This window comes from Rhizobium sp. P1_E6 (assembly GCF_056405875.1).
Window position 1 is genome coordinate 13657 of record NZ_JBFUBG010000013.1, and the last position, 12977, is coordinate 26633.

14 protein-coding genes are annotated in these 12977 nt (G+C 59.4%); 7 read left to right on the forward strand and 7 right to left on the reverse strand.

Annotation, left to right across the window (positions count from 1 at the left end; all coding sequences use genetic code 11):
- Nucleotides 1–93: 93 nt before the first annotated feature.
- On the forward strand, nucleotides 94–723 hold the full coding sequence (locus tag AC1D35_RS09595; protein ID WP_477855405.1) for a DNA-3-methyladenine glycosylase I: 630 nt from the start codon (nucleotides 94–96) through the stop codon (nucleotides 721–723).
- Nucleotides 720–1205 (forward strand): hypothetical protein, encoded by a 486-nt coding sequence (locus AC1D35_RS09600; RefSeq protein ID WP_477938552.1) that lies wholly within the window; start codon nucleotides 720–722, stop codon nucleotides 1203–1205. Before AC1D35_RS09595 ends, AC1D35_RS09600 begins: the two co-directional genes overlap by 4 nt.
- A gap of 69 nt (nucleotides 1206–1274) precedes the next feature.
- On the opposite strand, the gene AC1D35_RS09605 is transcribed toward AC1D35_RS09600, so the two are convergent.
- Nucleotides 1275–1979: an HAD family hydrolase gene (locus AC1D35_RS09605; protein ID WP_477938553.1), complete on the reverse strand. Its 705-nt coding sequence runs from the start codon at nucleotides 1977–1979 to the stop codon at nucleotides 1275–1277.
- A gap of 247 nt (nucleotides 1980–2226) precedes the next feature.
- On the opposite strand from AC1D35_RS09605, the gene AC1D35_RS09610 reads away from it, so the two are divergent.
- Entirely contained in the window at nucleotides 2227–3276 is a 1050-nt protein-coding gene (locus AC1D35_RS09610) for an aldo/keto reductase (protein WP_477938554.1), read from the forward strand.
- A 67-nt stretch (nucleotides 3277–3343) separates the two neighbouring features.
- On the opposite strand, the gene copM is transcribed toward AC1D35_RS09610, so the two are convergent.
- The 3 genes from copM to AC1D35_RS09625 all read right to left on the reverse strand — a co-directional run bounded on the left by copM (nucleotide 3344) and on the right by AC1D35_RS09625 (nucleotide 4939).
- Nucleotides 3344–3703 (reverse strand): CopM family metallochaperone, encoded by a 360-nt coding sequence (gene copM, locus AC1D35_RS09615; protein ID WP_477855408.1) that lies wholly within the window; start codon nucleotides 3701–3703, stop codon nucleotides 3344–3346.
- Between the two features lie 71 nt (nucleotides 3704–3774).
- Complete coding sequence (locus AC1D35_RS09620; RefSeq protein WP_477855409.1) at nucleotides 3775–4140, reverse strand: hypothetical protein; 366 nt, start codon at nucleotides 4138–4140, stop codon at nucleotides 3775–3777.
- 40 nt (nucleotides 4141–4180) lie between these two features.
- Entirely contained in the window at nucleotides 4181–4939 is a 759-nt protein-coding gene (locus tag AC1D35_RS09625) for a hypothetical protein (RefSeq protein WP_477855410.1), read from the reverse strand.
- A 136-nt stretch (nucleotides 4940–5075) separates the two neighbouring features.
- Here AC1D35_RS09625 and hisS point away from each other — a divergent pair, with 136 nt between their 5' ends.
- The 3 genes from hisS (at nucleotide 5076) to hisG (ending at nucleotide 8557) form a co-directional block, all read left to right on the forward strand.
- The gene (hisS, locus tag AC1D35_RS09630; RefSeq protein WP_477855411.1) at nucleotides 5076–6599 is read left to right on the forward strand and encodes a histidine--tRNA ligase; all 1524 of its coding nucleotides are present in this window, start codon (nucleotides 5076–5078) and stop codon (nucleotides 6597–6599) included.
- Nucleotides 6600–6743: 144 nt separating this feature from the next.
- Nucleotides 6744–7865 (forward strand): ATP phosphoribosyltransferase regulatory subunit, encoded by a 1122-nt coding sequence (locus AC1D35_RS09635; RefSeq protein WP_477855412.1) that lies wholly within the window; start codon nucleotides 6744–6746, stop codon nucleotides 7863–7865.
- Complete coding sequence (hisG, locus tag AC1D35_RS09640; RefSeq protein WP_477855413.1) at nucleotides 7862–8557, forward strand: ATP phosphoribosyltransferase; 696 nt, start codon at nucleotides 7862–7864, stop codon at nucleotides 8555–8557. Before AC1D35_RS09635 ends, hisG begins: the two co-directional genes overlap by 4 nt.
- Before the next feature lie 128 nt (nucleotides 8558–8685).
- Here hisG and AC1D35_RS09645 read toward each other — a convergent pair whose 3' ends face one another.
- Nucleotides 8686–9135 (reverse strand): DoxX family protein, encoded by a 450-nt coding sequence (locus AC1D35_RS09645; RefSeq protein ID WP_113295123.1) that lies wholly within the window; start codon nucleotides 9133–9135, stop codon nucleotides 8686–8688.
- 204 nt (nucleotides 9136–9339) lie between these two features.
- Between AC1D35_RS09645 and AC1D35_RS09650 the strand changes: the two genes are divergently transcribed.
- Nucleotides 9340–10050, forward strand: a complete 711-nt coding sequence (locus AC1D35_RS09650; RefSeq protein WP_113308172.1) for a glutathione binding-like protein — start codon at nucleotides 9340–9342, stop codon at nucleotides 10048–10050.
- Nucleotides 10051–10116: 66 nt separating this feature from the next.
- Here the strand turns inward: AC1D35_RS09650 and AC1D35_RS09655 are convergent, their stop codons facing one another.
- Nucleotides 10117–10563, reverse strand: a complete 447-nt coding sequence (locus AC1D35_RS09655) for a hypothetical protein (RefSeq protein WP_113308173.1) — start codon at nucleotides 10561–10563, stop codon at nucleotides 10117–10119.
- A 774-nt stretch (nucleotides 10564–11337) separates the two neighbouring features.
- Nucleotides 11338–12975, reverse strand: a complete 1638-nt coding sequence (groL, locus tag AC1D35_RS09660; protein WP_477938555.1) for a chaperonin GroEL — start codon at nucleotides 12973–12975, stop codon at nucleotides 11338–11340.
- Nucleotides 12976–12977 lie beyond the last annotated feature (2 nt).

Consider the following 12977-nt stretch of genomic DNA (forward strand, 5'->3'; position numbering starts at 1 on the left):
CGGATAAACTTTTCGTCAGGGTTACCGTTCGGTTTGGAAAGAGGGTTTGCAAATGGTAAAGCCGGATTCGCAGGCGCAAAACGAGATAAAAACATGAGCGAAACCGGCATCATCATCGGCGAGGACGGCAAAAGTCGCTGCCACTGGCACGCGAATCTGCCCGACTACCTGCGCTACCACGATGAGGAGTGGGGCAGGCCGGTGACCGATGATATCAGGCTCTTCGAAAAGATCTGTCTCGAGGGTTTTCAGTCCGGCCTTTCCTGGCTGACGATCCTGCGCAAGCGCGAGAATTTCCGCGCCGCTTTTGCCGGCTTCGATTTCGAGAAGGTGGCGCACTTCGGCGATGAGGATATCGCCCGCTGCCTCGTTGACGCCGGCATCATCCGCCATCGCGGCAAGATCGTATCGACCATCAACAATGCGCGTCGGGCGATCGATCTCAGGAACGAATTCGGTTCTCTCTCCCGCTACTTCTGGGGCTATGAACCGCGTCCGGAAGATCGGCCTGCAGTCGTCGACCGCGAGCACATCGTCGCCAATCCGACGACTGCCACGTCGGTACGGATTTCCAAAGATTTGAAGAAGCGCGGCTGGACCTTTTTCGGGCCGACCACAGTTTATGCTTTCATGCAGGCAATGGGTCTCGTCAACGATCATCTTGACGGCTGCTTCTGCCGCCCGGAAGTGGAGGCGATGCGCGCAGCATTGGTACGTCCATGAAGTCGATTGTTAAATTCGCCTCAGCTCTTTTTCTGTCCGCCTCCGCAGCCTTTGCGCAGACGCCACAACTCGATCCCGGCGAGAAAATCGAAAAGCTGCAGTTCCCCGCCGTGACCATGCAGTTGAAGGGTTGGACCAAGTTCGGCAACAGCTACGTCTATACTCTGCCGGTGCGCGCCGGTCAGCATGTGAAAATCAGCTTCGAGACGAAGAGCAAATATGCCTTTCTCGCGATCTTCGATCTGTCGAAGCCGGACGACGAGGCGTTTTTCGGCACCGATGAGGACGGTACGAGCTACGAGACAACGGTCAAGGAAAACGCCACTTGGCTGCTGCGTCCCTATTATTCCAAGGTATCCCCGCGCCGCGGGTTGGGCGCGCCCTATAGTATCCTTATCGAGCCGCTTGCCGCAGCGCCCCAGCCGACGCAACCGGCGCCTGCCCAGCCGGAGCAGCCGTCGCTCTTTCCGAAGCGGAAATAGGCCAGAGCAATTCCAGCAAAACTGTGCAACGGTCTTGCGTCCGGAATTGCGCAGAAACAAAGAGATCCTTTAGCCTAACCCGTCGATCAGCCCGTGCAATTCGCCGAGATGGCCGATCTTTCGAAAGCGTGGCGCATCTTTCGGTTCCTCCACCCGCTCCAGCACCCAGGTGAGTTCATGGGGCACGAAAACCCCATAGCTGCCGGCGGCAATGGCCGGGACGATATCGGACTTCAGCGAATTACCGACCATCATTGCCCGCTCCGGCCCGTCGCCGACCTTGGAGAAGATGCGCCGATAGGTGACGGCCGTCTTGTCCGACACGATCTCGACCGTATCGAAGTAATCACCGAGTCCCGACTGGGCAAGCTTGCGCTCCTGGTCGAAGAGGTCGCCCTTGGTGATCAGCACCAGCAGATATTTTCCGGCCAGCGTCTCCAGCGTGTCGCGCACATATGGCAGGGTTTCTACCGGATGGGACAGAAGGTCGCGTCCGGTATCAAGGATCTTGGCAATCACGCTTGCCCGCACCTTGCCTTCGGTGATCTCGATCGCCGTTTCGATCATCGACAGCGTAAAGCCTTTGATGCCAAAGCCGTAATGCGCGAGATTGCGTTTCTCCGCGTCGAGCAGCCGTTCGGAAATCCTCGATCCTTCGGCAAAATCGGCGAGAAGCCTGGCAAAATGCTCTTCCGTGAGCCGGTAATATTGTTCGTTCTGCCAGAGCGTGTCATCGGCATCGAAACCGATCGTGGTCAATGGTCGGGCGGTCATATGCACACCTCTTGAAATACGCCCTGTCTCTATAGGGCGGGCAATCTATTCCCCGCCTGTGTCGAGACAAGGGCGTCTCAACAGAGGCCGTGTTCCGTTGAAAAACGCCGGGCCGCGACCTACATCAAGGATGCCTCACCTTGCAGCCAGCTCCGGCTGTGCCTGTCATGCGCAGGCCAATAATCAAAAAATACAGTTCAGCAGTCCGCAAGCCCCTATTGCGGCAGACACAAGGGAATTTCTCGACATGCGTTATAATCAACTCGGAAATGCCGGACTTTTCGTATCTGAAATCTGCCTCGGCACCATGACCTTCGGTGAAGCCAGGGAAGGCACCATGTGGGGCGCCATCGCCGATGTCGACCAGAAGGCTGCCGATGAGATCGTCCAGCGCTCGCTCGATGCCGGCGTCAATTTCATCGATACCGCGGACGTCTATTCATCAGGTGAATCCGAGCGGCTGCTCGGCCAGGCGCTGAAGAACCTCAACGTTCCGCGCAAGGATGTCGTCATCGCCACCAAGGTCTATGGCGTCATGGGGGACAAGCCGAACGATCGCGGCGCCTCGCGCGGCCATATCATGGATTCCGTCGAAGCCAGCCTGAAGCGGCTGCAGACGGATCATATTGATCTCTACCAGATCCATGCCACCGATCCGGTCACGCCGATCGACGAGACGCTGCGCGCGCTCGATGATCTCGTTGCCCGCGGCATGGTGCGCTATGTCGGCGTTTCCAACTGGCAGGCCTGGCGCATCGCCAAGGCGCTGGGCATTTCCGAGCGCAAGGATTATGCCCGTTTTGAGACCGTGCAGGCCTATTATTCGATCGCCGGCCGTGATCTCGAACGTGATATCGTGCCGCTGCTGCAGGAAGAAAAGCTCGGCCTCATGGTCTGGTCGCCGCTCGCCGGCGGCCTGTTGTCGGGCAAGTATGGTCCGGGCGCACCGGGCAATGGCGAAGGCCGTCGCGCCAGCTTCGACTTTCCGCCCGTCGATAAGGACCGCGCCTGGGCCTGTGTCGCCGTCATGCGCGAGATTGCCGAAAAGCATGGCGTGAGCGTCGCCACCGTGGCGCTCGGCTATATCCTCGCCAAGCCCTTCGTGACGACCGTCATCATCGGCGCCAAGCGTGTCGAACAGCTCGACCAGAACCTCGCCGCCGTCAAGCTGAAGCTCGATGCCGACGATATCAAGCGGCTCGATGAGGTAAGCGCACTGGCCCCGGAATACCCGGGCTGGATGCTTTCCCGCCAGGCTGCCGGACGCCGCCCGGCCGATTTCGAGCCCAAAGCCTGATCAAGCAAAGGCCTGATTGAAAAGGGCCGCCGTTCCGACGGCGGCCCTCTTGTTCTGTGCTGCCGGCTTACTTGGCGTGCGCCTTCAGCCAGGCATTCATCTCGGCGATTTCAGCTTCCTGCGCCTTGATGACCCCCTCCGCAAGCTTGCGGATCTCAGGATCTTTTCCGTATTGCAGCTCGATCCTCGCCATGTCGATTGCTCCCTGATGGTGTGGGATCATGCTGCGGACGAAATCCACATCGGTGTCGCCGCTCAATTTGATCATCATATCCTTGTGCATCCTGTCGTTAGCCTCGGTGAAGGCTTGGCTGGATGGGCCGTGGCCGCCCATGTGCTTGGACATGTCCATGGTCGGCATGTCCTCGGCAAAGGCTGGGGCGGCAAAGCCGATGATTGCGGAAAGGGCGATGATTTTCAGAGACATGAGAGTTCCTTCCTCTGTCTGACGATAGGTTGGTGCAGCAGCCTATGGCTGCGGTTCTGCCAAGGGGTTTGTCAGATGAAGCGGGGAGGCGGCGCCTGCGGGGCGGGTCTGTTGTCTCTCAATGCCCGGTCGAGGGCCGGAGCAGGATAGGCGAAAACATGCTTGCCCCCATCGGGTATCATTGCAGTTGCGGGGAGCACCATGCAGGCGGCGCAGAGCGGCATATGCGCGATGCCCGTGGAGCAAGGGTCTTTCGCTGAATCGCCCTTGGCCCCCATGTCAGGCATAGCCATGCCCTCCATGTGATGATGCGCCGTGCTGCTGTCGGCTTGAACCGACATGTTCATCGATGCGCAGGTTGGACAGCCTGCCCACGCCGACATGGTGCTGTAGACCAGCCAGCCGAAGAACATCGTGATGAGAGCCAAAGCGCGCATGGAAAAAACATAGGCAAGCGCAGGCGAAAAGCCAAGTGGTTCACCAGGCTGCGATCACCTTGTGAACGATCTCGTAGTCGCGGCTTTCCTCTCCAAACGGTGCGACCGGCCAGTCCCAGCTGGCCTTTGCCTCGGGCGGCGCGATACCGTGGAGCAGGTCTGCTTCCTCTTGCATCCTGCCCGTGCGGTCGATGACCACGTAGGAAATGTCGGTCACAAGGCAGCTGCGGCAAGGCAAGGCCGCTAGCCCCTGCATATGCGCGGCCATCAACTGCTCGACGGTATCAGCAGGCATCCCGGATGATGCTTCTGTCTCGTATCGCCGTTTGACGCCGCGCCCGATCTGCGACAGCAGATTGGCGGAAACGACGAAATCGAGATAGGGCACGCCACGCAAGAATCCGAGTGGTTCCGGATTCTCACCTTTCTTGAGATCATCGTAGCCGGAAACGTCGCGTTCGATCAGCCGAACGTTCCGGTAGCGCTTGCCCCTCAGCCGTAGGCGCACGGATGCCAGATGCACGAGATCGACGAGAACGACCGTATCGAAACTGTCAGCCAGGTCCTCGATCGGCACATCCCGGAGCAGCCCGGAACCGAGCACGACGGCCGTCCGCCGCTGTGAAAACCCGCTGATGGCGGCGCGAACAGCGTTCTTGCTATTCTCTTCATGCGCCGCCCAGTCCCTGCTGCAGCGGCCGGCGCGGGACCACAGATTGACCGAATAACGGACGAAACGGCGATACTCGCTGCCCGTGAGCGCGGCTGTGGCGAGATATTGAAGCGCTTCCGCGATCATGGCGATATCCTGATGTCTGGTCCTTTCCTCATCGTTCCATCGATTCTGGTCGCCATATCAAGACCCTTCACCCTTGCCGCTCCCCGCCCAATCCGCTAGGAAACCGCCACTGTCACATATGTGGAATTTCCCCGAAATGAACGACAAGCAGAAGAAACCCCAAAAGCTCAAGGCCCGCCTTCCGCGCGGCTTTGTCGACCGCTCCGCAGCCGATCTCCGCGCCGTCAACGAAATGACCGTGAAGATCCGCGAGGTCTATGAGCACTATGGTTTCGATCCGGTCGAAACGCCGCTGCTTGAATATACCGATGCGCTCGGCAAGTTCCTGCCGGACAGCGACCGTCCGAATGAGGGCGTCTTCTCGCTGCAGGACGATGACGAGCAGTGGATGTCGCTGCGTTACGACCTGACGGCGCCGCTTGCCCGTCATGTCGCGGAAAATTTCAACGAAATCCAGCTTCCCTACCGCACCTATCGCGCTGGTTACGTCTTCCGCAACGAGAAGCCCGGCCCGGGCCGCTTCCGCCAGTTCATGCAGTTCGATGCCGATACCGTCGGTGCACCGGGCGTCCAGGCTGATGCCGAAATGTGCATGATGATGTCCGATACGCTGGAAGCGCTCGGCATCAAGCGCGGCGACTATGTCATCCGCGTCAACAACCGCAAGGTTCTGGACGGCGTGCTGGAGGCGATCGGCCTCGGCGGGGATGACAAGGCCGGCCAGCGTCTCAACGTGCTGCGCGCCATCGACAAGCTCGACAAGTTCGGCCCCGAAGGCGTGCGCCTGCTGCTCGGCGAAGGCCGCAAGGATGAATCCGGCGACTTCACCAAGGGCGCCAAGCTCAACGACGATCAGATCGAGAAGGTCCTCTTCTTCGTCGGCATCAAGGACTATGCCGAAAGTGCCGTCCGGCTCGCTGAGCTGGTCGCCGGCACCGAGAAGGGTGCCGAAGGCGTCGAGGAACTGAATTTCATCGGCGCGCTCGTCACCAGCGCCGGCTATCAGTCCGACCGCATCAAGATCGATCCCTCTGTCGTGCGCGGTCTCGAATATTACACCGGCCCGGTCTATGAGGCCGAACTGCTCTTCGACGTCACGAACGAAAAGGGCGAGAAGGTCGTCTTCGGCTCCGTTGGCGGCGGCGGCCGTTATGACGGTCTCGTCTCCCGCTTCATGGGCCAGCCGGTTCCGGCAACCGGCTTTTCCATCGGCGTCTCGCGCCTGATGACGGCTTTGAAGAACCTCGGCAAGCTTGGCCAGCAGGACATCATCGCACCGGTGCTCGTCACCGTCATGGATGGCGATGTCGATGCCATGGGCCGCTACCAGCGCCTGACGCAGGAGCTTCGCGCCGCCGGCATCCGCGCCGAAATGTTCCAGGGCAACTGGAAGAAGTTCGGCAACCAGCTGAAATATGCCGACCGCCGCGGCTGCCCGATCGCCATCATCCAGGGCGGCGATGAGCGCGCTGAGGGTGTCGTCCAGATCAAGGATCTCATCGAGGGCAAGCGCCTCTCCGGCGAGATCGAGGACAACACGACCTGGCGCGAGGCGCGCGTGGCGCAGGAAACCGTGCCGGAAGCCGATCTCGTCGCCAAGGTGAAGGAAATCCTCGCTGCTCAGGCGGAGGACCGGAAGAGGGCTGCGAATGCGCGGTAGACCCCTCCCCAACGGTACCATCCTGCCCAAAGCAGCATTTGCGCGCATGGCGACGATCCTGATTTTACGGGGCGAGCGCTCCGGGTTAGCCCCTCCCACCTGTGGGGAGGGGTTGGGGAGGGGACTTTACCCCGGAGCAGTGCTATGCCTCTGATTAACCTTCCAGACTTCTCCGGCGAGCTTCTGGACGAATTTTCCGCCCGCAAGACGGAGCGTATCGACACGCCGGTCATCCAGCCGGCCGAACCATTCCTCGATATCGCCGGTGAAGATCTTCGCCGGCGTATCTTCATGACGGAAAGCGAAACGGGCGCCAGTCTCTGCCTGCGTCCGGAATTCACGATTCCCGTCTGTCTGCGCCATATCGAGAGCGCCACGGGTACGCCGAAGCGCTATTCCTATCTCGGTGAAGTCTTCCGCCAGCGCCGCGACGGCAGCAACGAATTCTATCAGGCCGGCATCGAGGATCTCGGCGATATCAATCTCGCCAGTGCCGATGCCCGCGCGATCGGTGACGCCGTCGGCATACTCTCGCGCCTGCTGCCCGGCCGGGATCTCTCCGTGACAATAGGCGATCAGGCCGTGTTCGAGGCGGTCGTGCAGGCGCTCGGCCTGCCACTCGGCTGGCAGAAGCGGCTGATCCACGCCTTCGGCAATATGATGCAACTGGAGGCTCTGCTGGCGAGTCTCGTCAGCCCGCAATTTGTCACCGGCCTTGATGACCAAGTTGCTCACTTGGTCGGCCTGGAGGACGAGGCGGCGCTGATTTCCCATATCGACGAGACGATGCAGGCGACCGGCTATTCCACCAATGCCAGCCGCTCGCCGCAAGAGATTGCCCGTCGGCTGAAGGAAAAGCTCGTCCTGTCCGAAACGCGGCTCGATGATGCAGCCTTCCACTTGCTGGAGCAATTCCTGTCGCTCAACGTACCGCTCGTCAATGCATCGGCAGCGCTTTCGCATTTTGCCGATGCCGCAGGGCTGAAACTCGGCAATGCGCTGGCACGCTTCGATGGCCGTGTGGCGGCACTCTCCAATGCCGGCGTCGATCTTTCGCTGATCGAATATCGCGCCGCTTTCGGCCGCCCGCTCGACTATTACACCGGCCTCGTCTTCGAGGTCATGGCTGAAGGTTCCACGGCGGTTTTAGCCGGTGGTGGCCGCTTCGACAGGCTGTTGACCTTCCTCGGCGCGAAGGACCGCATTCCCGCCGTCGGCTTCTCACTCTGGCTCGACCGTATCGAAACCGAAAGGGCCGCCGCATGACGATCACCATTGCGCTTCCCTCCAAGGGCCGCATGAAGGATGACGCCTCTGGTATCTTCGAGCGCGCCGGCCTGAAAATCTATGCCGTCGGCAACGACCGCTCCTATCGCGGCCGCGTCGAAGGCTGGGACGATGTGGAAATTGCTTTCCTGTCTGCGTCTGAAATCTCCCGTGAGCTCGGCAACGGCTCGATCGATTTCGGCGTTACCGGCGAAGATCTCGTGCGCGAGGGGCTGGCCGAGGCGGACAAGCGGGTCGAATTCTGCGCCCGGCTAGGCTTTGGCCATGCCGATGTCGTTGTTGCCGTGCCCGAAATCTGGCTGGATGTGGATACCATGGCGGACCTCGTTGATGTCGCCGCCGATTTCCGTGCCCGCCATGGCCGCCGCCTGGCGATTGCCACGAAATACTGGCGCCTGACACAACAGTTCTTCTCCAGCCAGCATGGTATCCAACTCTATCGGATCGTCGAGAGCCTGGGCGCCACGGAAGGCGCTCCGGCTTCTGGCTCGGCCGATATCATCGTCGATATCACATCGACCGGTTCGACGTTGCGTGCCAATCACCTCAAGGTGCTGTCCGATGGCGTCATCCTGCGCTCGGAAGCCTGCCTGGTGCGTGCGCGCAAGGATGCACATACCGATACACCGACGGTAGCAGCGATCGCCGAAGCCGTCCGCTCGGTTCTCTGATTTCTAGAGCTTGTCGCGCAAAACTGTGCAGCGGTTTGCGATAACGATATGCGCGAGGCGAAGACCTGAAAACGGAAAACCCGCCGTCATTCGACGGCGGGTTTTGCATGTCTGGAAGGATATCGAATTTAGCGGGCAGCGGCTGCCTGCAGGCCGCGGCGGGCGTCGAGCGAATAAGCGCCTGCGCCATTGGTGGCGAGCATGATGTAGGCGCCGGCGAGTGTAACGTTCTTCAGGAAGTTCACGAAATTCAGGCCGTTGATCCAGCCGTTCGCAGCAGCCGGGAAGTCAGGAACGTTGACCGTCGGCAGGTGGAAGACGATGCCGGTGAACACGCAGAAGGCAGCAATCAGCCAGCCCGTGTAGCGGACCTGATAGCCGATGAGCACGGAAATGCCCATGACGAGTTCGAAGAGGCCTGCGAGATAGGTCAGCGCGGTGGAAGCCGGAAGGCCGGCGCCGGCGATCATGCCTGCAGTGCCGGCAGGATCGGTTACCTTGCCGAAGCCGGCAAAGATGAACATGAAGGACAAAAGAATGCGGGCGAGAAGGATGAGGACGTTGTTCGTATTCGACATGGACGTTTCTCCGTTGAATGGCTCTTGAGGTCTTGATGCCCCGGCACCGTGTTGGGACCTCGGATGCCCTGTATTTCGCCTTTTTCTAGCGTCAGGGAAAGATAAACAGTAGCGGACAGTTTGTTCACTAATACGAAACGATCGAGCGGCTTGCCTTGTATGGCGACCCTCTTCTATGGTCGCCTCCTCACTATGGAGAACTTGATGGCAGATCTTTCCGCATTTCCGATCACCAGCCGCTGGCCGGCCGAAAACCCTGACATTATCCAGCTTTACTCTCTTCAGACGCCGAACGGCGTGAAGATTTCCGTGGCGCTGGAGGAGCTCGGTCTGCCCTATGAGCCCCATTATGTTTCCTTCGCGACCACCGATCAGAAGACGGCGGAATTCGTCTCGCTGAACCCGAACGGCCGCATCCCTTCAATCATCGATCCCAACGGCCCCGGGGGAAAGCCGATCGGCCTTTTCGAATCCGGTGCCATCCTGCTCTATCTCGCGGAGAAGACCGGCAAGCTCATCCCGGCCGATGCCGCGGGCCGCTATGAAACCATCCAGTGGGTCTTTTTCCAGATGGCTGGGATCGGCCCGATGTTCGGCCAGTTTGGCCATTTCTACAAATTCGCAGCCGATAAGGTCGCCAACAATTCCTATCCGGTGGAGCGTTATCGCGATGAAGCCAAACGCCTGCTGGGCGTTCTGGAAAGCCGGCTGCAGGGCCGCCAGTGGATCATGGGCGACGAATACACTATCGCCGATATCACCACCTTCCCGTGGATCCGCGGCGCCGACATCTTCTATGGCGGTCGCGAGGTGTTGGAATATGCGAAATTCCCCGCCGTCATGGACTGGCTGCAGCGCTGTATCGCCCGGCCGGCAAGCGAGAAGGGGCTCAATATCCCGGTCAAGCCAGCTTGATCTTTGGATTGAAACAGAAAAGGCCGGTCGCAGGACCGGCCTTTTTCTTGAGGGCTTGCGGGCAGATTACTGCCTGCTGGTGATCTGGCTGGCGCCTTCCAGCTTGAAGCGCGGGAAGACGAAGACGCCGACCATGCTGCCGCAGTATTTTTCTTCCAGCCCATTGGATTCGCCCATGCAGAAGAGCGGCTGGCGGAAGCCGTTCGGCATGATGATGGTTGTCGAAAAACAGAAGGATGAGGAAAGCGTCGCCGCCTGTTCGAAGAGCTGCAGAACGTGGTTGCGGTCCTTGGCGTCGTAGCAGCGCACCAGGCTCAACAGGCCGCATTCCTGCATCGAGAGGCCGTGCAGCATCGCGCTCCATTCTCCGAGTCTGATCACACCAGTCGAAAAGTCTGCAATCCAGCTTTCGGAGACGGAAAGTTGCGCCAGCATTTCGTGATTATGGTTGGTGTAATCCAGCGAGCCCGGCATCAAGGGTGCGGCAGCATTGGCTTTGGCGATTTTAAACAAGGCGTTCCCCAGTTCGGGTGCAGCTGGACAGCCGCACACTCGGCAAACACAAAGAGACAGGATCACTTGGCGCCAGACCTCATGTCTGTGCCTGCCACCTTACGGAACCTACCCGGCAGCGCCTCGCAGGGTCGCCGCCCGACTATGTCCTGCAAGATTTACTTTCATATGTTAGCGGAGACCTTCGAAGCCCGAATGTTCACGCATGGCCGTTGGCGCGGTCCGGTCTCGTCTGCGGCGAGATTTGCTCCGGGCGAACGTCAATTGCAGCGCGGATTTATAGGAGCTTCTGCGCAAACGGCAACGCCTTTTTGCGGGGCGTTAGGCTGACGTTATGATCAGGATTTTGAGCGGATTTGCGCGTTATCCGATTAGTCGGGTGACGAAAAGTCTCATTTATGCGTTGTGGAAACGGTTCCACGCATACCATAGCATGCAATTCTCATAATTTAGGCTGCTGGGAGACCGAATTTCCCTGGCCGAAAAAATACATGGCACGCAAGTTTCGCGAAAGCCTCGCACGAAAACCGGGCTTTCCGATTGGTTGATTGAACGTTTAAGCATCCTGTTAAATAAAATATTTTCGAATCGCCTGAATAAAGAAAAGGGCGGCCCGAAGACCGCCCTTCCTGTTCCGGAGACCGGAATGGATGTCAGTGACGGCTTTCGCCTATCACATCATGTCCATACCGCCTGTTCAGCGCGCTTGACGCGCTGAACCACTTTGGATGATGGGCGGCTTTACGGACGATGCTGTGAAAGGCCGTTGGCCTATCACATCATGTCCATACCGCCCATGCCGCCCATGCCACCAGGCATTGCCGGAGCGTCCTTCTTCGGCAGCTCGGCGATCATGGCTTCCGTGGTGATCAGCAGCGAGGCAACCGAAGCTGCGTTCTGCAGAGCCGTACGGACAACCTTGAGCGGGTCGACGATGCCCATGGCGATCATGTCGCCATACTCGGACGTCTGGGCATTGTAGCCGTAGTTGTCTTCGTTCTTGTCGAGAACCTTGCCGACAACGATCGAAGCTTCGTCACCAGCGTTTTCTGCGATCTGGCGAACCAGAGACTGCAGAGCGCGGCGAACGATGTTGACGCCGGCTTCCTGATCCTGGTTTTCACCCTTGACAGTGATCTTCGTGGAAGAGCGCAGGAGAGCGATACCGCCGCCCGGGACGATGCCTTCCTGAACAGCAGCGCGCGTCGCGTTGAGAGCGTCGTCGATGCGGTCCTTCYTTTCCTTCACTTCGATTTCCGTCGAGCCGCCGACGCGGATAACGGCAACGCCGCCAGCGAGCTTGGCAAGACGTTCCTGCAGCTTTTCGCGGTCGTAGTCGGAGGTGGTTTCTTCGATCTGAGCCTTGATCTGGGCAACACGGCCTTCGATGTCGGACTTGGCGCCAGCGCCGTCGACGATCGTGGTGTTTTCCTTGGAGATCGAAACCTTCTTGGTACGGCCGAGCATGTCGAGGGTGACAGACTCAAGCTTGATGCCAAGGTCTTCGGAAATGACAGTGCCGCCCGTCAGGATGGCGATGTCTTCCAGCATGGCCTTGCGGCGGTCGCCGAAGCCCGGAGCCTTGACAGCAGCGATCTTCAGGCCGCCGCGCAGCTTGTTGACGACGAGCGTAGCAAGAGCTTCGCCTTCGACGTCTTCAGCGATGATGAGGAGCGGCTTGCCGGTCTGAACGACAGCTTCGAGAACCGGGAGCATGGACTGCAGGTTCGAGAGCTTCTTTTCGTGCAGCAGGATGAAAGCGTCTTCGAGGTCAGCAACCATCTTTTCCGGGTTGGTGACGAAGTACGGGCTCAGGTAGCCGCGGTCGAACTGCATGCCTTCGACGACTTCGAGCTCGGTTTCAGCGGTCTTGGCTTCTTCGACGGTGATGACGCCTTCGTTGCCAACCTTCTGCATGGCTTCAGCAATGTCGAGACCGACCTGCTTGTCGCCGTTTGCGGAGATCGTGCCGACCTGTGCAACTTCTTCCGACGTGGAGATCTTCTTGGCCTTGGCCTGGAGATCCTTGACGACTTCAGCAACAGCGAGGTCGATGCCGCGCTTCAGGTCCATCGGGTTCATGCCGGCTGCTACAGCCTTGTTGCCTTCGCGAACGATGGCCTGTGCAAGAACCGTGGCGGTCGTCGTGCCGTCGCCGGCAACGTCGTTGGTCTTCGAAGCAACTTCGCGGACCATCTGGGCGCCCATGTTTTCGAACTTGTCTTCGAGTTCGATTTCCTTGGCGACCGAAACACCGTCCTTGGTGATGCGCGGAGCGCCGAAGGACTTGTCGATAACGACGTTACGGCCCTTCGGACCAAGCGTGACCTTCACTGCGTCAGCGAGGATATCGACGCCGCGCAGCATCTTTTCGCGCGCGCTGCGGCCGAATTTTACTTCTTTAGCTGCCATTT

Excerpts from the sequence above, each read along its gene's own strand:
- AC1D35_RS09610 (WP_477938554.1), top strand. The coding sequence starts at position 2,227 with ATGCGTTATAATCAACTCGGAAATGCCGGACTTTTCGTATCTGAAATC.
- hisG (WP_477855413.1), top strand. The coding sequence starts at position 7,862 with ATGACGATCACCATTGCGCTTCCCTCCAAGGGCCGCATGAAGGATGAC.
- AC1D35_RS09645 (WP_113295123.1), bottom strand. The coding sequence starts at position 9,135 with ATGTCGAATACGAACAACGTCCTCATCCTTCTCGCCCGCATTCTTTTG.
- AC1D35_RS09625 (WP_477855410.1), bottom strand. The coding sequence starts at position 4,939 with ATGATCGCGGAAGCGCTTCAATATCTCGCCACAGCCGCGCTCACGGGC.
- hisS (WP_477855411.1), top strand. The coding sequence starts at position 5,076 with ATGAACGACAAGCAGAAGAAACCCCAAAAGCTCAAGGCCCGCCTTCCG.
- AC1D35_RS09595 (WP_477855405.1), top strand. The coding sequence starts at position 94 with ATGAGCGAAACCGGCATCATCATCGGCGAGGACGGCAAAAGTCGCTGC.
- AC1D35_RS09600 (WP_477938552.1), top strand. The coding sequence starts at position 720 with ATGAAGTCGATTGTTAAATTCGCCTCAGCTCTTTTTCTGTCCGCCTCC.
- AC1D35_RS09620 (WP_477855409.1), bottom strand. The coding sequence starts at position 4,140 with ATGCGCGCTTTGGCTCTCATCACGATGTTCTTCGGCTGGCTGGTCTAC.
- AC1D35_RS09650 (WP_113308172.1), top strand. The coding sequence starts at position 9,340 with ATGGCAGATCTTTCCGCATTTCCGATCACCAGCCGCTGGCCGGCCGAA.
- AC1D35_RS09605 (WP_477938553.1), bottom strand. The coding sequence starts at position 1,979 with ATGACCGCCCGACCATTGACCACGATCGGTTTCGATGCCGATGACACG.
- AC1D35_RS09635 (WP_477855412.1), top strand. The coding sequence starts at position 6,744 with ATGCCTCTGATTAACCTTCCAGACTTCTCCGGCGAGCTTCTGGACGAA.
- copM (WP_477855408.1), bottom strand. The coding sequence starts at position 3,703 with ATGTCTCTGAAAATCATCGCCCTTTCCGCAATCATCGGCTTTGCCGCC.